This is a genomic window from Streptomyces sp. NBC_00885, assembly GCF_045207475.1.
Lineage (GTDB): Bacteria > Actinomycetota > Actinomycetes > Streptomycetales > Streptomycetaceae > Streptomyces.
The window spans coordinates 2,983,001-3,001,038 of record NZ_CP108796.1 but is presented as its reverse complement, the minus strand read 5'-3'; the positions used below and the strand labels follow the sequence as shown (position 1 = coordinate 3,001,038).

Genomic DNA, 18,038 nt, shown 5'->3' with positions numbered 1-18,038 from the left:
GAGCGGTGCTGTGCTACCTCGGGGGATAACCCCCGAGCCGCCGGGCGAAACAATCGCTCTGCGGGCGGCGTCGAAAGGATGGCGGGCATCCGGCACAGCTCCACCCCCTCGGCACTGCCTCGTGATGACTTACGGTCAGGTCGTGTGCTGCGCTCAACGGTTGCCGAAACGACGCAGCCTTGCGGACGACGATCCTACGTTTGCCCCCAGGGGGCGCATCAAGAGTCTCACGAGGTCGCATGTGCCGGGGGGTGTTCCCGTACCGGAACCAGCCACACCGCTCTTCGCCCCCGCCGCGGACTCAGGACGTGAGCTGTGCGGGTCTTCGGTCCCAGTCCGCGGGCAGCTCGGGAACCCGCCAGGAAGGGTCGGGCCGCCAGTGCTCCCAGCCGTCCGGGAACGGTGCTCCCCAGGCCCTGATGACCTCCACGGCAGCCTCACCCGCCTCCCGTACCCGCGCCGCCTTCTCCGCGTCCATCAGGCCGACGAGCTGAGCCTGGCCGAACTCGTCCTCGTCGTGCCAGCGCCAGCTGCGGTCCGGGTGGACCGAGATGTCCAGGAAGTGGTCCTCGGAGTCGACACCGCCCGCCCAACGCGTGCGTGGCTCTTCGAGGTTGACGTACCAGTTGCGAAAGCGCCAGCCGCGGTCCCAGAAGAGCCACACCGACCACGGCTCCCCGGGCCGCGCCAGCTTCAGCACGCCGGCGCCGGACCAGCGGGCGCGGGTGACGGTGCGCGGAGCGGTGTAGCGGGTGGCGAGGGGCTCCTGGTGAACCGGCGTGCCGTCCGCGAGCACCGGCTTCACGCACTCCGTGCCCGGCGCCATCCACACGGCCAGCAGTTCGTCGGTGTCCTCCACGACGGTCACGGGGCGGCAGATGTGGACGGCGGCGCCCGACAGGTCCGGGGCATGGCCGCGATAGCGCCAGAGGATGTGGTCCCCGGGCGTCCAGCGTGCGATGCGTTGAGTGCCTGTCATGAGCAGATCCTAGGAGGACGGCCGGGGTCCTGCTGCGACCCAGGTCACGGCCGTCATGTCAGGGATACGTCATACGCAGCACGTCGAGAGCCTCGTCGAGCTGTTCGACGGTGAGCGCTCCACGCTCCACATAGCCGGACTCCAGGACGACCTCGCGGATCGTCTTGCGTTCGGCCAGTGACTTCTTGGCGACCTTGGCCGCCTCCTCGTATCCGATGTACTTGTTGAGCGGGGTGACGACCGACGGCGAGGACTCGGCGTACTCGCGGGCCCGCTCGACATTGGCCGTGATGCCGTCGACGGTACGGTCCGCCAGCAGCCGGGAGGCGCTCGCGAGCAGCCTGACCGACTCCAGCAGGTTCTTGGCGATCACCGGGAGCATCACGTTCAGCTCGAAGTTCCCGGCGGCGCCGGCGGTGGCGACGGTCGTGTCATTGCCCGTGACCTGGGCCGCGACCATCAGTACGGCCTCGGGGATCACCGGGTTGACCTTGCCGGGCATGATCGACGAGCCGGGCTGCAGGTCGGGGAGGTTGATCTCGGCCAGTCCGGTGCGCGGGCCGCTCGCCATCCAGCGCAGATCGTTGGAGATCTTGGTGAGCGAGACGGCGACGGTACGCAGCTGTCCCGAGGTCTCGACGAGCGCGTCACGCGCGCCCTGGGCCTCGAAGTGGTTGCGGGCCTCGGTCAGCGGCAGTCCGGTGGCGCGGGCGAGCTCCGCGATGACCTCGGCCGAGAAGCCGGGCGGGGTGTTGATCCCGGTGCCCACCGCCGTACCGCCCAGGGGGAGTTCGGCGAGGCGGGGCAGCGCGGACTCGAGCCGTTCCACGCCGTGGCGGATCTGCGCGGCGTAGCCGCCGAACTCCTGGCCCAGCGTGACCGGGGTGGCGTCCATCAGATGCGTACGGCCCGACTTGACGACGTCCGAGAACTCGGCGGACTTGCGCTCCAGCGAGGCGGCCAGATGATCCAGCGCCGGGATCAGATCCCGCGTCACGGCAGCCGTCGCGGCGATGTGGATGGAGGAGGGGAAGACGTCGTTGGACGACTGGGAGGCGTTCACATGGTCGTTGGGGTGGACCTCGCGGCCGAGACGCTCGGTGGCGAGGGTGGCGATGACCTCGTTGGCGTTCATGTTCGAGGACGTCCCGGATCCGGTCTGGAAGACGTCCACCGGGAAGTGCTCGTCCCAGCGGCCGTCCGCGACCTCGGCGGCAGCGTCGGCGACGGCGCCCGCGATGTCCTTGTCCAGCACCCCGAGTTCGGCGTTGACCAGGGCGGCGGCCGCCTTGATCCGGGCCAGAGCCTCGATATGGGCGCGCTCCAGGCGCTGGCCGGAGACGGGGAAGTTCTCCACGGCCCGCTGCGTCTGGGCCCGCCACTTGGCGTGCGCGGGAACCCGCACCTCACCCATGGAGTCGTGCTCGATCCGGTACTGGTTCGCGTCAGTCATCTCTCTCGTACCTCCCGAAAAGATGAGCACTTGTCTTGTTCCGCCTATTCCCATCTGCGCTACCCGCCAGTAAATACCCCAGTCAACGACAAACCGGGGAGGCGCAATGAGGCGCACGAGACGAAGACTTCGCTGTACGGTCGCGGCCGCAGCCGCACTGGCGGCCGGACTTGGCGGAATGACCACCACCGCTCAGGCCGCCGCCGGCGAGACGCGCGTGGCCCTGTCCGTACCGCTCCCGCCCGAGCTCGAGTCCATCCGCGCGGCCGAGGCCGTCAAGCTCTACGGCAGCCCCGCCGAACGCCCGCCCGCCGAGCGCAAGACCGGCCTGATCTCGCTCGGCGACAGCGAGATCTCCGGCGAGGGCGTCGGCACCTACGAACCCGGCACCAACGGCCCCGACAACTGGTGCCACCGTTCCCCCGACGCCGCCATCCACCGTACGGGCATCGCGGCGGATGTCACGTACAACGTCTCCTGCTCCGGCGCGTACACCGGGAACATCAGGATCGGCGGCTCGAAGCAGTACTCCGACGAACTGGTCCAGAGCGACAACCTCGCGATCAAGGCGCGCAACACCCGTATCAAGATGGTGCTGTTGGTGGCCGGAGCCAACGACGACCTGCAGTTCGGCCCGGTGATGACCGACTGCGTCACGCGCTATGTGCTGATCCAGGGCCCCTGCGAGCCGAAGTACGCACCGGGCTGGCAGGCCCGCGTCGACGGCCTCGTCCCCAAGGTCGAGCAGACGGTGCGCGACCTGCGCACCGTGATGCACGACGCCGGCTACGCCGACGGCGACTACAAACTGGTCGTCATGGGCTACCCGAGCCCCATCGGCCCGGACTTCCGCGACAACCCCGGCTTCCCCGGCAAGCTGATCTGCGGCGGCATGGGCTACGACTCCGACACCGTCTGGGGCCGCAACACGGCCGTCCCCGCCTTCGAACGCGGCATGCGCCGGGTGGCGCAGTCCACCGGTGCGGTCTACCTGGACAACTCCCGGCTCTTCCACGGCCACGAGGTCTGCATGGAGGACACCTGGGCCCGCGGACTGTACATCGACCTGTCCAACTTCCCGCCCGACTCCAATTCGGTCCGCCAGTCCTTCCACCCCAATGTGCGCGGGCACGCGGCCTTCGCGTCCTGCCTGACCCAGCTCTACAACTCGGGTCTGCGCGAGGCGAGTTGCGCGGACGCCGCATCCGGCGGAAAGCCCGCGCTGTACGCGGGGGCCTGGGACGACGCGTACAGGCCCCTGAGGAACGAGGCGACGGGCTCGTGCGTGGACGTCGCGGGTGCGGTGAGCCGCAACGGGACGGGCGTCGTGGGCTGGGACTGCCACGGCGGACGCAACCAGGGGTGGTGGTACGACGAGGCGCGCAGATCGCTGCATACGGAGCTGACGCAGGACCGGTGCCTGGACGTGCCGGGCGGCAGCTATACGGCTGGTACGGCGGCGATCGTGTGGAACTGCCACGGCGGCACGAACCAGCAGTTCGTCCGCACGGCCGGGACGGTCCGTCCGGCGTCGGCGACGGGCCTGTGCCTGACGGTGGCGGCGGCGCGGGACGCGGCGCGGCTGCAGCCGTGCACGGGCGGCCCGAACCAGCGCTTCGGCTAGCCGGGGGCGCTGCCCCCGGACCCCCGCGCCTCAATCGCCGGCGGGGCTGATGTTCAGCCCGTCCGGCGTTTGAGGACATGCGGCCGAAGGTCGCATACGGGGGTCTGGGGCGGAGCCCCAGCTCGGGAAGGGGCGGGGTGGGGAACAGCCCCGCCGCAGGCGTTACCCCAGCCCCGGACCCCGCACCGGGATCGACGTGAACGTCGGCGCCGGCGCGGGCTCAGTGAAGAAGTCGTTCCCCTTGTCGTCCACCACGATGAACGCCGGGAAGTCCTCCACCTCGATCCGCCACACCGCCTCCATCCCCAGCTCCTCGTACTCCACGACCTCGACCTTCTTGATGCAGTCCTGCGCCAGCCGCGCCGCGGGCCCGCCGATCGAGCCGAGGTAGAAGCCGCCGTGCGCTCCGCACGCGTCCGTGACCTGCTTCGAGCGGTTGCCCTTGGCGAGCATGACCTTCGAGCCGCCCGCCGCCTGGAACTGCTCGACGTAGGAGTCCATACGGCCCGCCGTCGTCGGCCCGAACGAGCCGGACGCATAGCCCTCGGGCGTCTTCGCGGGACCGGCGTAGTAGACGGGGTGGTCCTTCAGGTACTGCGGCATCTCCTCGCCCGCGTCGAGGCGCTCCTTGATCTTGGCGTGCGCGATGTCGCGCGCCACGACCAGCGGGCCGGTCAGCGAGAGCCGGGTCTTGACCGGGTACTTGGTGAGCTCGGCGAGCACCTCGTCCATCGGCCGGTTGAGGTCGATCTTCACGACGTCCCCCGCCTCGTCGAGGTGCTCGTCCGTCGTGTCGGGGAGGAAGCGCGCCGGGTCGGTCTCCAGCTGCTCCAGGAACACACCCTCCGCGGTGATCTTCGCGGTGGCCTGGCGGTCGGCCGAGCAGGAGACGGCGATCGCGACGGGCAGCGAGGCACCGTGCCGCGGCAGCCGGACCACGCGCACGTCGTGGCAGAAGTACTTGCCGCCGAACTGCGCGCCGATGCCGATCTTCTGGGTGAGCTCGAAGACCTTCTCCTCCAGCGCCTTGTCGCGGAAGCCGTGACCGGTGGGCGAGCCCTCGGCGGGCAGCTCGTCGAGGTAGTGCGCGGAGGCGTACTTCGCGGTCTTCAGGGCGAACTCGGCGCTCGTACCGCCGACGACGATGGCCAGGTGGTACGGCGGGCACGCGGCCGTGCCCAGCGAGCGGATCTTCTCCTCCAGGAACTTCATCATGGAGGCCTCGTTCAGGACCGCCTTGGTCTCCTGGTAGAGGAAGGACTTGTTGGCGGAGCCGCCGCCCTTTGCCATGAAGAGGAACTTGTACGCGCCGCCGTCGGCGGCGTACAGCTCGATCTGGGCGGGGAGGTTGGAGCCGGTGTTCTTCTCCTCCCACATGGTGAGCGGAGCCATCTGCGAGTAGCGCAGGTTGAGCTTGGTGTACGCGTCGTAGATGCCGTGGGAGAGGGCTTCCTCGTCGCCGCCCTGCGTCAGGACGTTCTGCCCCCGCTTGCCCATCACGATCGCCGTGCCGGTGTCCTGGCACATCGGGAGCACGCCCGCGGCGGCGATGTTGGCGTTCTTGAGCAGGTCGAGCGCGACGAACTTGTCGTTGGAGGAGGCCTCCGGGTCGTCGATGATGCGGCGCAGCTGCGCGAGGTGGGCGGGCCGTAGATAGTGCGAGATGTCGTGCATGGCCTCGGCGGCGAGCGTGCGCAGCGCCTCCGGCTCGACCTTGAGGAACGTACGGCCGTCGGCCTCGAAGGTGGAGACTCCCTCGGCGGTCACGAGCCGGTACGGCGTGGCGTCCTCTCCCAGCGGGAGCAGATCGGAGTACGCAAACTCTGGCATTACGGCCATTCCTCACTCGGCAGACAGCGACGCGGCCTCCATTGGCAGCGCGCCCTCCAGCGTAGAACGCGGTTCGCTGCCGCGGTCTGTGAGGTAAGGCTCACCCGGCGCCTTGCCGCGCCCCGGACGCGCAACGGGCCTGGCCGGGATCCGGGGCCACAACTCCGGCGGCAGGCGGCGCGCCCGACCCCGGACATCCCCTAGTCGCGATCTATCGCGTTTCGCTACGCTGAATCCGTGGACCTCGACAAGCACTCCCAGAAGCCCGTCGCCCCCGCCGAGCCCGGCGACGCCATCCGTGCCTCCGATGCCGACCGCGACCGGATCGCGGACATCCTCAGGGATGCCCTGGCGGAGGGCCGGCTGGACGCCGAGGAGCACTCCGAGCGGATCGACGCCGTCTACCGCGCCAAGACTCTCGGTGAACTGGAGCCACTCGTACGGGACTTGCCCGCGACCCGTGAGCGCCCCGAATCGCCCGCGTACGCCTACGGACCCGACGAGCCCGCCGGACCGGCCGAGAACCTGGTCGCCGTCTTCTCCAGCTCCACCCGCAAGGGCCGCTGGCGCGTCGGCCGCCGGACCAACGCCTTCTCGCTCTTCGGCAGTGTCGAAATCGATCTCACCGAGGCGCTGTTCGGGCAGCGGCTGACCGTGATCAACGCGACCGCCATTTTTGGCAATGTCGAGATCCGAGTGCCCGAGAACATCTCGCTGCGCGGCAGTGGCACCGGATTCTTCGGCAACTTCGACGTCCTCACCCTGGAGGCCGCCGACCCCGAGGCCCCGGTCGTGGTCGTCAACGGGTATTCGGTTTTCGGCAATGTCGAAGCCAAGCCGAAGCGGGGCCGGTTCATCGCCGATCTCCATGACCGCCTGCGCAAACACCTCGGCTGACGGCTCCGCCCCGGAGCGCTTTTTGGCCGCGAGCGCCCATCCCGCAATTCCGTACCCCGCAACTCAGTGCCACTCAGTGAATAGGAGTGCGTACAGCGGGTAGGGAGTGCTGCATCGTCTCTCGCTCGCGAAGCCGTCGTCAGGAGTAGACCGTGCTGCAACTGCCGCATCAGTCCTTGCAGGTGGCCGCCCTTCCGCCCCAGCGGATTCCCGCTCGGGAAGATCAGGCCGGACCCTGGCACGCGGAGGCGGTGTGCCGCCGGGACGAGGCCGGACTGTTCTTCGCCCCGTCGAAGGAGCCGACGGCCGCGCGGCTGTCGCGCGAGGAGGCTGCGAAGCGGGTCTGCGCCCGCTGTCCGGTGATGGTCGAGTGCCGGGAGCACGCGCTGCTCCAGCCCGAGCCGTACGGAGTGTGGGGCGGGCTGACGGCCGCCGAGCGCCGTGTGGTGCTGGCCCGGCGCAGGCGGCGCGAGGTCGAGCTCAAGAAGCCGGCGTCGGCGGCCTGATCCGGGCGACACCGCCGGAGACGCGCACCTACGGGAAGGGGCGCCCCACCGCACATGGGGCGCCCCTTCCGTGTGTGCCGCTCTGCCGCGCGTACTGCTTCGCGCTACTTCGCGCGGTCGAAGTCGATCGCGCTGTACGCACGCAGCTTGGAGAGCCGGTGCGTCGAGTCGATCTTCCGGATCGTGCCGGACTTCGAGCGCATCACGAGCGAGGACGTCGTCGCGGTCTCCGCGCGGTAGTGCACGCCGCGCAGCAGCTCGCCGTCCGTGATGCCGGTGGCGACGAAGAACACGTTCTCGCCGCTGACCAGGTCGTTCGTGTGCAGCACCCGGTCCAGGTCGTGACCGGCGTCGAGCGCGCGCTGCCGCTCGGCGTCGTCCTTGGGCCAGAGCTTGCCCTGGATCGTGCCGCCGAGGCACTTTATGGCGCAGGCGGAGATGATGCCCTCGGGCGTGCCGCCGATGCCCATCAGCAGGTCGACGCCGGTGCCTTCGCGTACGGCCATGATCGAGCCCGCGACATCGCCGTCCGAGATGAACTTGATCCGGGCGCCGGTCTCGCGGATCTCCTTGACGATGCCCTCGTGGCGGGGGCGGTCCAGGATGACGACGGTGACGTCCTCGGGGGACATGCTCTTGGCCTTGGCGACCCGGCGGATGTTGACCGACGGCGGGGCGGTGATGTCGACGAAGTCGGCCGCTTCCGGGCCGACGACGAGCTTGTCCATGTAGAAGACCGCGGACGGGTCGAACATGGTGCCGCGGTCGGCGGCCGCCAGGACGGCGATGGCGTTGGGCATGCCCTTGGCGTTCAGGGTGGTGCCGTCGATCGGGTCCACGGCGATGTCGACCTCGGCGCCGGTGCCGTCGCCGATCCGCTCGCCGTTGAACAGCATCGGGGCTTCGTCCTTCTCGCCCTCGCCGATGACGACGACGCCGTTCATCGAAACGGTGGAGACGAGGGTCCGCATGGCCCTGACGGCCGCGCCGTCCGCGCCGTTCTTGTCCCCGCGCCCCACCCAACGGCCGGCGGCCATGGCAGCGGCCTCGGTGACGCGGACGAGCTCCAGGGCGAGGTTGCGGTCGGGGGCTTCGGGCGAGACCTCGAGCTGAGGCGGCAGATTGTGCTCGGTCATCGGAGCGCACCTTTCTGTACGACGACGGCCGGAAAAGAGGGTGATGCGACTCTATCCGTACGTCGACAAATTGAGCAGAGGGGGCCACGTTTGAGCACGCACCCTTGATGCGACGATGGGGGCGTGGCAGGTATGCGAGGCAGACAGACGGTGCGCGACATGGTGCTGTCGATGGCGGTGATCGGCGCCGTCGTCGCAGTGATCTATGTATTCATTCCGCACGACGAGAAGGCGGACCCGGTCAAGGCGGTCGACTACCGCGTCGAGCTGCTGACGGCACGGCGCGCGGCGCCGTATCCGGTGGCGGCCCCGGAGGGCCTGGCCAAGGAGTGGAAGCCGACCTCCGTCTCGTACAGGGGAGCCGACGGCAATGCCTGGCACCTCGGCTTCCTGGACCCGGACGGCGAGTACGTCGCGGTGGAGCAGTCCACGGCCCCCGCCGGGAAGTACATCCCGCAGGTCAGCCAGCAGGCCACGAAGACGGGCCGCACCCAGCAGATCGCGGGCGTGCAATGGCAGCGCTGGGAGGGCCCGAAGTACGACGCGCTGGTGCGCGAGGACAAGGGCTCGACGACGGTCGTGACGGGCACGGCGTCCTACGAGCAGCTGGCACACTTCGCCGCCGCGCTGGAGTCCAAGAAGACCTGACGGACGTCACGCAAAGGCCGCCGCACCCGGAACGGGGTGCGGCGGCCTTTGCGTGCGGCGGCTCAGACGGTGGTGACGACCTCGTCGTACGCCAGGCGCGGCGAGCGCGGGTGCGAGGTGTCCTCGCCCGGCCTGCCGATGTTGACGATCATCAGCGGGGTGTGGTCATCGTCCAGGAACTCCTTCTGGACGCCCGCGAAGTCGAAGCCGGTCATCGGGCCGGCGGCCAGACCCGCGGCACGGACGCCGACGATGAAGTACGCGGCCTGCAGCGCGGCGTTGAAGCCGGCGGCCCGCTCGCGGACCGGGCGCTCCGCGAAGAACATGTCCTTGGCCTGCGGGAAGTGCGGGAACAGGACCGGAAGCTCCTCGTGGAACTCGTTGTCGGCGACCAGGATCGCGACCAGCGGGGCGGACGCGGTCTTCGCCCGGTTGCCCTCGGACATGTGCTGGACCAGACGCTCGCGGGCGTCCTCGGAGCGGACGAGGACGACGCGCAGCGGGCTCTGGTTGAACGCGGTCGGGCCGTACTTCACGAGGTCGTAGATCGCCTGGACCTGCTCCTCGGTCACCGGCTCGTCGGTGAACGTGTTGGCGGTGCGGGCATCGCGGAACAGGAGGTCCTGGGCGGCGGAGTCAAGGACGAGCGTCATGGGGGTGAACCTTCCGGGGCGTGCAGATGTTTACGGGCGGTGTAACCGCACCCCAGTAGATTAAATTTCAACTACAGCCCGACAGTGACCCGACTCACACCACAGGCCGGTCCGGGCGGCCCCTGACCTGCTCAGTCCTCGGTGTCACCGGCCGCCGCGCCCGGGGCCTCACCCTCGGACAGTGCCGCGTCGAGCCGCGCGCGGGCGCCCTCCAGCCAGTGGCGGCACACCTTCGCCAGCTCCTCGCCGCGCTCCCACAGCGCCAGCGACTCCTCGAGCGTCGTGCCACCCGCCTCCAGGCGGCGTACGACCTCGATGAGCTCGTCCCGCGCCTGCTCGTAGCCGAGCGTGCTCTCTTCCGTCTTGGCTGCCATGCCGCCCACCCTATTCGCCCCGTTCGTACTCACTCGGACACCCGTACCGCGAACTCGCCCTCGGCGACCCGCGCCCTCAGCTCGTCGCCCGCCGCGACCTCGTCCGGCGAGCGGACCACCGCGCCGTCCGCGCGCTGCAGCACCGCGTACCCCCGCTCCAGCGTCGCCGCCGGGGACAGCGAGAGCACCCGCGCCCGGGTGTGCGACAACTCCGAGTCCGCGCGGTCCAGGAGATGCCCCAGCACCCGGCGGCTGCGGGCGACCAGAGCGTCGACCTCCGCCTCGCGCTGGTCCACCATCCGGTGCGGATGCTCCATCGACGGGCGGGCCAGCGCATGGGCGAGACCGCGCTCCTCGCGGTCGATCAGCCCCCGCACCGTGCGCAGCGCGCGGTCGCGCAGCTGGCGCACCCGGTCCATCTCCTCGCCCACGTCCGGGACGACCTTCTTCGCCGCGTCCGTCGGCGTGGAGGCCCGCAGGTCCGCCACCAGGTCGAGCAGCGGCGAGTCCGGCTCGTGCCCGATCGCCGACACCACCGGTGTGCGGCACTCGGACACCGCCCGCACCAGCTGCTCGTCCGAGAACGGCAGCAGATCCTCCACGCTGCCGCCGCCCCGCGCCACGATGATCACGTCCACGTCCCGGAGCTCGTCCAGCTCCTTGACCGCCTGGACGACCTGGGCCACCGCGTGCACACCCTGCACCGCGACATTGCGCACCTCGAAGCGGACGGCGGGCCATCTGCGCCGCGCCACCTCCAGCACGTCACGCTCGGCCGCGGACGCCCGACCGCACACCAGACCCACCCGGTGCGGCAGGAACGGCAGTGCCTTCTTGCGGTCGAGGGCGAACAGCCCCTCCGCGCCCAGGGTCCGCTTCAACTGCTCCAGGCGCGCCAGCAGTTCACCGATCCCGACCGGCCTTATCTCCACGGCACGCAGCGACAGCTGCCCCCGCGGCGCGTACCACTCCGGCTTGGCGTACACCACGACGCGCGCACCCTCCGACACCACGTCGGCGACCGCGTCGAAGACCTGCCGGAAGCAGGTGACGCCCACCGAGATGTCGTACGAGGGATCGCGCAGCGTCATGAAGACGACGCCGGCGCCGGGGCGCCGCGAGAGCTGGGTGATCTGCCCTTCCACCCAGACCGCGCCGAGCCGGTCGATCCACCCGCCGATGAGCCGTGACACCTCGCCGACCGGCAGAGGAGCTTCCGCGGACGTGTTGAGAGCCATACGGGCGAGCGTATCGGCCGCGTACGACAACCCCGCCGCCCCAGGCCCGGTCGTGCCGCGGAGGGTGATCTCTTGCCTCTCCGACGCGGCCTTACGATGGTGGGCATGACTGCTACGACTCCCGCCCGACGCGTCCTGCTCGCCGCTCCCCGTGGCTACTGCGCGGGCGTGGACCGTGCCGTGATCGCCGTCGAGAAGGCCCTTGAGCAGTACGGGTCGCCGATCTACGTCCGCCACGAGATCGTCCACAACAAGTACGTCGTACAGACCCTGGAGAAGAAGGGCGCGATCTTCGTCGAGGAGACGGCGCAGGTCCCCGAGGGGTCGATCGTCATGTTCTCCGCGCACGGCGTGGCGCCGGTCGTCCACGAGGAGGCGGCACAGCGCAGGCTCGCGACCATCGACGCGACCTGCCCGCTGGTGACCAAGGTCCACAAGGAAGCCGTCCGCTTCGCAAACGAGGACTACGACATCCTCCTGATCGGCCACGACGGCCACGAGGAAGTCATCGGCACCTCCGGCGAGGCGCCCGAGCACATCACGCTTGTGGACGGCCCCGAGGACGTCGCGAACGTCTCCGTACGGGACGAGTCGAAGGTCGTCTGGCTCTCCCAGACCACGCTCTCGGTCGACGAGACGATGGAGACGGTCGACGCCCTCAAGACGAAGTTCCCGCAGCTGATCTCGCCTCCGAGCGACGACATCTGCTACGCCACGCAGAACCGCCAGATCGCCGTCAAGCAGATGGGCGCGGAGGCGGACCTGGTCATCGTGGTCGGCTCCAAGAACTCCTCGAACTCCGTCCGGCTGGTCGAGGTGGCGCTGGGCGCGGGCGCGCGCGCCGCGCATCTGGTGGACTTCGCCGACGAGATCGACGAGGCCTGGCTGGAGGGCGTCTCCACGGTCGGCCTCACCTCCGGTGCCTCGGTGCCCGAGGTGCTGGTCGAGGGAGTCCTGGAGTGGCTGTCGCAGCGCGGCTTCGAGGATGTCGAGATCGTCAAGGCGGCGGAGGAGTCGATCACCTTCTCGCTGCCGAAGGAGCTGCGCAGGGACCTGCGCGCGGAGGCGGCGGAACTGTCGGGCCGGCCGTCCGGGCAGGCGTCCGGGGAGTGACTGTCAGCGGCTGCCCGTAACGTTGTGTCCATGAACGTGTTCGGAGTGGACATCGGCGGATCCGGCATCAAGGGCGCACCCGTGGACCTTGAGCGCGGCAACCTGGCGCAGGAGCGCCACAAAGTTCTGACCCCACACCCGTCGACACCCGACGCGGTGGCGGGCGGCGTCGCCGAGGTGGTGAGCCATTTCGGCTGGTCGGGCCCGGTCGGCATCACTTTCCCCGGCGTCGTCACGAGCGGAGTCACCCGCACCGCGGCCAACGTCGACAAGGGGTGGGTCGACGTGGACGCCTCCCAGCTGCTGGGCGACCGACTCGGCGGCCTTCCGGTGACGATCCTCAACGACGCCGACGCGGCGGGCATTGCGGAGATGACCTTCGGCGCAGGCAGCGGCCGCGAGGGCACGGTGATGCTGCTGACGTTCGGTACGGGCATCGGCAGCGCGGTCTTCATCGACGGCCGGCTGGTCCCCAACACCGAGCTGGGCCACCTGGAGCTGCACGGCCACGACGCGGAGAAGAACGCGTCGACGAAGGCCAAGGACGACGAGGGCCTGAGCTGGCACCACTGGGCGCACCGGGTGCAGAAGTATCTGCAGCATGTGGAGATGCTGTTCTCGCCGGAGCTGTTCATCATCGGCGGCGGGGTGAGCCGCAAGGCGGACAAGTTCGTGCCGCTGATCAAGGGGATCAGGGCGGAGATCGTCCCGGCGGAACTGCAGAACAACGCGGGCATCGTGGGCGCGGCGATGGCGGCGGCCGGAGGGTAGGGCCGGAGCCCGGACCGCCGTCCTGGGTGCACCACGAACGCCGGAACGGATCACCGGCGGCGGGGTGGGCTCCCGGGGCGGTTGTTGTGCCGTCGGCGGCGGCTCATCATCCGTACCTTCCGTACGCACGTGATGAGGCCGGCGACCAGCGTCCCGCCGTACAGCCATCCGGCGTGCACCGCGAGCGAGGTGATCACGGCCATCGTCTGCCCGCCGATGCCCCCGGTCCCGCCGGAGATCGGCACGACCCCGACCGCGAAGGCGATCGGGACGCTGATCGGCGCGGTGACCAGGTCGGCGTCCCGCACCCACAGCGCGGTGAGCGCGCTGACCGGCAGGAACAACAGCCCGTACACCACCGCGGCACCGCCGAACAGCAGCTCGTCCAGGCAGCCGAGCACAAACATCGCCGCGGCCCCGAAGAGCCCGCCGCCGATGCCGGTCAGCCGGGGATTGGGCAGTCTGCGCAGGGCGAGCACGACGGGGGGCGTGGTCCGCGCGGGCCGGGTGGCGACCCGGTACACGGCGGGGCCATCGGCCAGCGCGCCCTGCGGGGCGAGGGGGCTCTGCGGGGAAAGAGGGGGCTGCGGTCGCTGTCGGCCCCGAGGGTGACTTGTCCTGTGCTGCTCCACCCGAACAACGTAGGTCGCATGCAGGGAGGAATCAGGCATGAGACACGCCCTTTGGGTGACCTTGGCGTTGAGTTCGACTCCCGGCCACCGTCGCTGCCCGGCCCCACCCGCCCGTAAACTGGGGGATCGGCCCACCTCCGGGTCGACAGCCAGTCCTCACTCCAGGAAGTCGCCAACGTGTCGCTCTCGATCGGAATCGTCGGCCTGCCGAATGTCGGCAAGTCGACCCTGTTCAACGCCCTGACCAAGAACGACGTGCTGGCGGCCAACTACCCGTTCGCCACGATCGAGCCGAACATCGGCGTCGTCGGCGTCCCGGACGCCCGCCTCGCCAAGCTGGCCGAGATTTTCGGCTCGCAGCGGATCCTCCCGGCGACCGTGGACTTCGTCGACATCGCGGGCATCGTGCGCGGCGCGAGCGAGGGCGAGGGCCTGGGCAACAAGTTCCTCGCGAACATCCGTGAGTCCGACGCGATCTGCCAGGTCATCCGCGCCTTCAAGGACGAGAACGTCGTCCACGTCGACGGCAAGGTCTCGCCCAAGGGCGACATCGAGACGATCAACACCGAGCTGATCCTGGCGGACCTCCAGTCGGTCGAGAAGGCGCTGCCGCGCCTGACGAAGGAGTCCCGCCTCCAGAAGGACAAGGTCGCGGTCCTGGCCGCGGTCGAGGAGGCGCAGAAGATCCTCGAGGCCGGCACGACGCTCTTCGCCGCGGGCATCACCGCCGGCACGGAGAGGGGCCGCCTGCTGCACGAGCTGCACCTGCTGACCACCAAGCCCTTCCTCTACGTCTTCAACGTCGACGAGGACGAGCTGGTCGACGAGGACTTCAAGAACGAGCAGCGCGCGCTGGTCGCCCCCGCCGAGGCGATCTTCCTGAACGCCAAGATCGAGTCCGAGCTGATCGAGCTCGATGACGACGAGGCGCTGGAACTGCTCCAGTCGATGGGCCAGGAAGAGCCGGGCCTGGCGACGCTGGGCCGTGTCGGCTTCGACACCCTGGGCCTCCAGACGTATCTGACGGCGGGTCCGAAGGAGACCCGCGCCTGGACGATCAAGAAGGGCGCGACCGCTCCCGAGGCGGCCGGTGTGATCCACACCGACTTCCAGAAGGGCTTCATCAAGGCCGAGGTGATCTCCTTCGCCGACCTGGTGGAGACGGGCTCGGTCGCGGAGGCCCGCGCGAAGGGCAAGGCGCGGATGGAAGGCAAGGACTACGTGATGCAGGACGGCGACGTGGTGGAGTTCCGCTTCAACGTGTAGCGGGTGACGTACCGCCACGTTGGCGGCCTGGCACATCTGCTGGTCAGTAGGGCCCGACTTTTCGGAGTCGGGCCCCTGCGTTTTTCCTACCCGCCCGCCCTTGCGCGCCATCCACTAGGCCGCCTGAAGTGAAGTAAGGTTCAATCTACGTAATAATTCATCTACGTTACTTTCGGGAGCGTGTCGTGGAGTTCCAAGGTCGGGTCGGGGATCTTGAACTGCTGGCCGAGCAGTACCGGACAGTGGCAGAGGGTGTTGGCGCCACACGAGGGCGGGCTGTGATCATGACGGGCCGTCGCCGAGTGGGGAAGTCACGGCTGGTCCAGGAGTTCTGCGATCGCTCGGGAGCGCCGTACGTGGTGTTCCAGGCCAGCCGGGGGCGAAACCCTGTGACGGAACGTGCCGACTTTGCCGCGACCCTCGCGCAGTCGCTGTTGCCAGGGGTGGAGCGGGTCGCCGGCCTTCAGCCGCAGGACTGGAACCAGGCCCTGCGCTCGCTTGCGCTTGCGGTACCCGATGACTCTCCCAGCATTGCGGTGATTGACGAGGTGCCCTGGCTGGTCGAGCAGGATCAGGAATTCGAGGGCGCACTCCAAACTGTCTGGGACCGGCACCTGTCTTCCAAGCCCGTACTTCTGTTGTTGGTTGGCAGCGATACATCGGTGATGGAGGCGCTGCAGTCGTATGGGCGCCCGTTTTTCGGCCGTGCGGCGAAAATGACCGTCCGTCCCCTGAACCTGGCCGACGTGCAGGCCATGACCGAACTCGACGCCGCGGCGGCCGTCGACGCCCAGTTGATCACTGGCGGATTCCCCGAGATCGTGCAGTCGTGGCGGCCGGGTATGAATCGCACGGCCTTCTTGCAGGCGTCGGTCGCCAATCCCCTCTCGCCCTTGCTGGTGGCCGGTGAGTTGTCCCTGCTGAGTGAATTCCCCGAGGCTTCGCACTCACGGGCGGTACTGGAAGCGGTTGGCAGCGGTGAGCGCACATTCAGCACCATCGCAGCCCAGGCGGGCGGCGCCGGCGCACTGCCGTCGGGCACGCTCTCCCCGCTACTGGCCACGCTGCAGGCGAAGCGAGTCCTGGCCGCTGATCTCCCGCTGTCCGTCAAGCCGGACACCAAGAACAAGCGTTACCGGATCGCCGACCCGTATCTGCGGTTCTGGCTGGCCTTCCTGGCACGCGCGATCCCGCTCATCGAGCGTGGCCGCGGTGACTTGGCGCTGGAACGTATCGAGCGGTCGTGGACCACTTGGCGCGGACGAGCGGTCGAGCCGCTGATCCGCGAGTCCTTGCTGCGTCTGATGCCCAGCGACGAGTGGCCCGAGACCGAGGCTGTCGGTGGTTGGTGGAACCGTCAGAACAACCCTGAGATCGACCTCATCGGTACAGACCGTGAGCCGGTGGCTCGGCAGGTGCACTTCGTCGGGTCGGTCAAGTGGCTTGAGGCCCAGCCCTTCGGCCGTCATGAGTACGACGCCCTGGTACGCGACATGCTCGCCGTTCCCGGCACCGCCCCGGATACTCCACTGGTCGCGGTCTCCCGTTGCGGGGTGGCCGATGATCTGCCGCTCACCGCGCACTGGGGGCCGGAAGACCTCGTACGGGCATGGCAGCCCCGACAGTCGCGGAGCAGCAACGTGGGCGTCGTTGGATGACTTCCTGCCGTACTGGATTGGGGCTGGGTTCTCAGCTATCCGCTACGCTCACCCCCAGAGTGGTACGTTATTCAGTACCACTTGCCGAAGGGGGTCAGGTCATGTCAATAACCGCGAGCGAAGCCCGCAAGGCTCTCTTTCCGCTGATCAAGAAGGTCAACGACGATCACGAAGCAATCGAGATCGTTTCCAAGCACGGGAACGCTGTCCTCGTCTCGGCCGAGGACTACGCCGCTCTGCGTGAAGGCTCCTATCTCCTGCGGTCGCCGGCGAATGCCCGTCGGCTGCTCAAGGCGTATGAGAATGCACTGGCCAACATCAATGTGGCGGAGCGCGAGCTTGTAGATCCCGACTCGGCGGACGCCGGTGCGGGTGCCGCGTGAGGCTTGTCTTCGAGGATCATGGCTGGGAGGACTACACGTCCTGGCTCAAGAACGACCGCAAGATGTTGGCGCGGATCAACAAGCTCATCGAGGACGTCAGGCGCGACCCCTTCTCGGGGATCGGCAAGCCTGAGCCGCTGAAGTACCACCTGTCCGGCGCTTGGTCGCGGCGGATCGACGACGAGCACCGCCTCGTCTACTTGGTCACGGACAAGGAGATCGTCATCCTTGCCGCCCGCTATCACTACTGATCGCTGAGCGCGTCGGCAAGGTGTGACGCGCGCGAAGGGGGCGGGTCCGTCGGGCCCGCCCCCTTTGTCATGTCCTTGGGTCCGTGGATGCCCATGGGGCCCTACGCGGCTCCGCTTTCGAGCAGGCCCTTGAGCTTCTGCTCGTTCTTCGGCATCTCCTTCCGTGCCTGCGGACGCACGACCAGTGGCACCAGCAGCTTGCCCATCCCGTGGGCCTCGAAGTCGAGGTCGAGCGTCAGGCGTGACCGGTCGCCGTCGCCGAGGGGCTCGATCGTGCCGTGGACGTCGCCCCTGACGGGCCCGTCAACACCGTGGATGTGCCAGCTGCGGGGAGGGTCGAACTCGGTCACCTCCATGGTCATCGGGAACGTCCGGCGCCCGACGCGCCGGGTCACGACCATCCGGGACCCCACGCCCATCGGGGCGTCGCCGAGCGGCTGGACGGATACGGCGCTTTCCTGCCACTCGGTGAGGTGGGAGGGGTCAGTCACGTAGGAGTAGACATCCTCGGGTGGACGGGCGATGTCTACGCTCTCCTTGATGGTGGACATTTCGCCTCCTGTATGAGCTTCTGCCCCAAATATCCCACCCCGGTGACCCCCGCACCAGAACGCGAACCCGGGCCC

19 protein-coding genes are annotated in these 18,038 nt (G+C 68.9%); 10 read left to right on the top strand and 9 right to left on the bottom strand.

Translation table 11 applies throughout. From position 1 onward, the window contains the following. Nucleotides 1-301: 301 nt before the first annotated feature. The gene (locus tag OHA61_RS13175; RefSeq protein WP_406303221.1) at nt 302-979 is read right to left on the bottom strand and encodes a DUF402 domain-containing protein; all 678 of its coding nucleotides are present in this window, start codon (nt 977-979) and stop codon (nt 302-304) included. Between the two features lie 58 nt (nt 980-1,037). Next, entirely contained in the window at nt 1,038-2,432 is a 1,395-nt protein-coding gene (locus tag OHA61_RS13170) for a class II fumarate hydratase (protein ID WP_406303220.1), read from the bottom strand. Nucleotides 2,433-2,538: 106 nt separating this feature from the next. Between OHA61_RS13170 and OHA61_RS13165 the strand changes: the two genes are divergently transcribed. Further along, the gene (locus OHA61_RS13165) at nt 2,539-4,056 is read left to right on the top strand and encodes a ricin-type beta-trefoil lectin domain protein (protein ID WP_406303219.1); all 1,518 of its coding nucleotides are present in this window, start codon (nt 2,539-2,541) and stop codon (nt 4,054-4,056) included. Nucleotides 4,057-4,218: 162 nt separating this feature from the next. Here OHA61_RS13165 and OHA61_RS13160 read toward each other — a convergent pair whose 3' ends face one another. Continuing rightward, nucleotides 4,219-5,895, bottom strand: a complete 1,677-nt coding sequence (locus OHA61_RS13160; RefSeq protein ID WP_406303218.1) for a fumarate hydratase — start codon at nt 5,893-5,895, stop codon at nt 4,219-4,221. A gap of 228 nt (nt 5,896-6,123) precedes the next feature. On the opposite strand from OHA61_RS13160, the gene OHA61_RS13155 reads away from it, so the two are divergent. Together OHA61_RS13155 and OHA61_RS13150 are read left to right on the top strand one after the other, a co-directional pair. After that, nucleotides 6,124-6,783: a DUF1707 domain-containing protein gene (locus OHA61_RS13155; RefSeq protein ID WP_406303217.1), complete on the top strand. Its 660-nt coding sequence runs from the start codon at nt 6,124-6,126 to the stop codon at nt 6,781-6,783. A 152-nt stretch (nt 6,784-6,935) separates the two neighbouring features. Further along, nucleotides 6,936-7,289: a WhiB family transcriptional regulator gene (locus OHA61_RS13150; RefSeq protein WP_324987552.1), complete on the top strand. Its 354-nt coding sequence runs from the start codon at nt 6,936-6,938 to the stop codon at nt 7,287-7,289. 104 nt (nt 7,290-7,393) lie between these two features. On the opposite strand, the gene glpX is transcribed toward OHA61_RS13150, so the two are convergent. Further along, nucleotides 7,394-8,425, bottom strand: a complete 1,032-nt coding sequence (glpX, locus tag OHA61_RS13145; RefSeq protein WP_324987550.1) for a class II fructose-bisphosphatase — start codon at nt 8,423-8,425, stop codon at nt 7,394-7,396. 132 nt (nt 8,426-8,557) lie between these two features. Here glpX and OHA61_RS13140 point away from each other — a divergent pair, with 132 nt between their 5' ends. Then, nucleotides 8,558-9,073, top strand: coding sequence for a DUF4245 domain-containing protein (locus OHA61_RS13140; protein WP_406307339.1), 516 nt, complete (start codon nt 8,558-8,560; stop codon nt 9,071-9,073). 62 nt (nt 9,074-9,135) lie between these two features. Here OHA61_RS13140 and OHA61_RS13135 read toward each other — a convergent pair whose 3' ends face one another. From OHA61_RS13135 to xseA, 3 genes are all read right to left on the bottom strand, one after another. Then, nucleotides 9,136-9,726 (bottom strand): malonic semialdehyde reductase, encoded by a 591-nt coding sequence (locus tag OHA61_RS13135; RefSeq protein ID WP_406303216.1) that lies wholly within the window; start codon nt 9,724-9,726, stop codon nt 9,136-9,138. Between the two features lie 131 nt (nt 9,727-9,857). After that, nucleotides 9,858-10,100: an exodeoxyribonuclease VII small subunit gene (locus OHA61_RS13130; protein WP_361907813.1), complete on the bottom strand. Its 243-nt coding sequence runs from the start codon at nt 10,098-10,100 to the stop codon at nt 9,858-9,860. A gap of 29 nt (nt 10,101-10,129) precedes the next feature. Beyond that, nucleotides 10,130-11,338 (bottom strand): exodeoxyribonuclease VII large subunit, encoded by a 1,209-nt coding sequence (gene xseA, locus OHA61_RS13125; RefSeq protein ID WP_324987538.1) that lies wholly within the window; start codon nt 11,336-11,338, stop codon nt 10,130-10,132. Nucleotides 11,339-11,443: 105 nt separating this feature from the next. Between xseA and OHA61_RS13120 the strand changes: the two genes are divergently transcribed. After that, entirely contained in the window at nt 11,444-12,451 is a 1,008-nt protein-coding gene (locus OHA61_RS13120; protein ID WP_406303215.1) for a 4-hydroxy-3-methylbut-2-enyl diphosphate reductase, read from the top strand. Nucleotides 12,452-12,481: 30 nt separating this feature from the next. Then, nucleotides 12,482-13,222 (top strand): polyphosphate--glucose phosphotransferase, encoded by a 741-nt coding sequence (ppgK, locus tag OHA61_RS13115; protein ID WP_406303214.1) that lies wholly within the window; start codon nt 12,482-12,484, stop codon nt 13,220-13,222. Nucleotides 13,223-13,272: 50 nt separating this feature from the next. Here ppgK and OHA61_RS13110 read toward each other — a convergent pair whose 3' ends face one another. Continuing rightward, nucleotides 13,273-13,854 carry a DUF6542 domain-containing protein gene (locus OHA61_RS13110; RefSeq protein ID WP_406303213.1) on the bottom strand — a complete coding sequence of 194 codons (582 nt, stop codon included), beginning with the start codon at nt 13,852-13,854 and terminating at the stop codon, nt 13,273-13,275. A 177-nt stretch (nt 13,855-14,031) separates the two neighbouring features. Between OHA61_RS13110 and ychF the strand changes: the two genes are divergently transcribed. The 4 genes from ychF to OHA61_RS13090 all read left to right on the top strand — a co-directional run bounded on the left by ychF (nt 14,032) and on the right by OHA61_RS13090 (nt 17,412). Beyond that, on the top strand, nt 14,032-15,120 hold the full coding sequence (gene ychF / locus OHA61_RS13105; protein ID WP_406303212.1) for a redox-regulated ATPase YchF: 1,089 nt from the start codon (nt 14,032-14,034) through the stop codon (nt 15,118-15,120). Nucleotides 15,121-15,305: 185 nt separating this feature from the next. After that, the gene (locus tag OHA61_RS13100) at nt 15,306-16,778 is read left to right on the top strand and encodes an ATP-binding protein (protein ID WP_406303211.1); all 1,473 of its coding nucleotides are present in this window, start codon (nt 15,306-15,308) and stop codon (nt 16,776-16,778) included. Between the two features lie 101 nt (nt 16,779-16,879). Beyond that, nucleotides 16,880-17,161, top strand: coding sequence for a type II toxin-antitoxin system Phd/YefM family antitoxin (locus tag OHA61_RS13095; protein ID WP_406303210.1), 282 nt, complete (start codon nt 16,880-16,882; stop codon nt 17,159-17,161). After that, entirely contained in the window at nt 17,158-17,412 is a 255-nt protein-coding gene (locus tag OHA61_RS13090) for a Txe/YoeB family addiction module toxin (RefSeq protein ID WP_324987517.1), read from the top strand. The genes OHA61_RS13095 and OHA61_RS13090 overlap by 4 nt, the downstream gene beginning before the upstream one ends. Nucleotides 17,413-17,513: 101 nt before the next feature. Here the strand turns inward: OHA61_RS13090 and OHA61_RS13085 are convergent, their stop codons facing one another. Beyond that, a complete protein-coding gene (locus tag OHA61_RS13085; protein WP_324987513.1) occupies nt 17,514-17,963 on the bottom strand; it encodes an SRPBCC family protein in 450 nt (149 codons plus the stop codon). Between the last annotated feature and the right edge of the window lie 75 nt (nt 17,964-18,038).

Bases quoted from the DNA above. Each gene is read 5' to 3' on its own strand.
- OHA61_RS13175 (WP_406303221.1), bottom strand. From the start codon at position 979: ATGACAGGCACTCAACGCATCGCACGCTGGACGCCCGGGGACCACATC.
- OHA61_RS13170 (WP_406303220.1), bottom strand. From the start codon at position 2,432: ATGACTGACGCGAACCAGTACCGGATCGAGCACGACTCCATGGGTGAG.
- OHA61_RS13165 (WP_406303219.1), top strand. From the start codon at position 2,539: ATGAGGCGCACGAGACGAAGACTTCGCTGTACGGTCGCGGCCGCAGCC.
- OHA61_RS13160 (WP_406303218.1), bottom strand. From the start codon at position 5,895: ATGGCCGTAATGCCAGAGTTTGCGTACTCCGATCTGCTCCCGCTGGGA.
- glpX (WP_324987550.1), bottom strand. From the start codon at position 8,425: ATGACCGAGCACAATCTGCCGCCTCAGCTCGAGGTCTCGCCCGAAGCC.
- OHA61_RS13140 (WP_406307339.1), top strand. From the start codon at position 8,558: ATGCGAGGCAGACAGACGGTGCGCGACATGGTGCTGTCGATGGCGGTG.
- OHA61_RS13135 (WP_406303216.1), bottom strand. From the start codon at position 9,726: ATGACGCTCGTCCTTGACTCCGCCGCCCAGGACCTCCTGTTCCGCGAT.
- OHA61_RS13130 (WP_361907813.1), bottom strand. From the start codon at position 10,100: ATGGCAGCCAAGACGGAAGAGAGCACGCTCGGCTACGAGCAGGCGCGG.
- xseA (WP_324987538.1), bottom strand. From the start codon at position 11,338: ATGGCTCTCAACACGTCCGCGGAAGCTCCTCTGCCGGTCGGCGAGGTG.
- OHA61_RS13120 (WP_406303215.1), top strand. From the start codon at position 11,444: ATGACTGCTACGACTCCCGCCCGACGCGTCCTGCTCGCCGCTCCCCGT.
- ppgK (WP_406303214.1), top strand. From the start codon at position 12,482: ATGAACGTGTTCGGAGTGGACATCGGCGGATCCGGCATCAAGGGCGCA.
- OHA61_RS13095 (WP_406303210.1), top strand. From the start codon at position 16,880: ATGTCAATAACCGCGAGCGAAGCCCGCAAGGCTCTCTTTCCGCTGATC.
- OHA61_RS13085 (WP_324987513.1), bottom strand. From the start codon at position 17,963: ATGTCCACCATCAAGGAGAGCGTAGACATCGCCCGTCCACCCGAGGAT.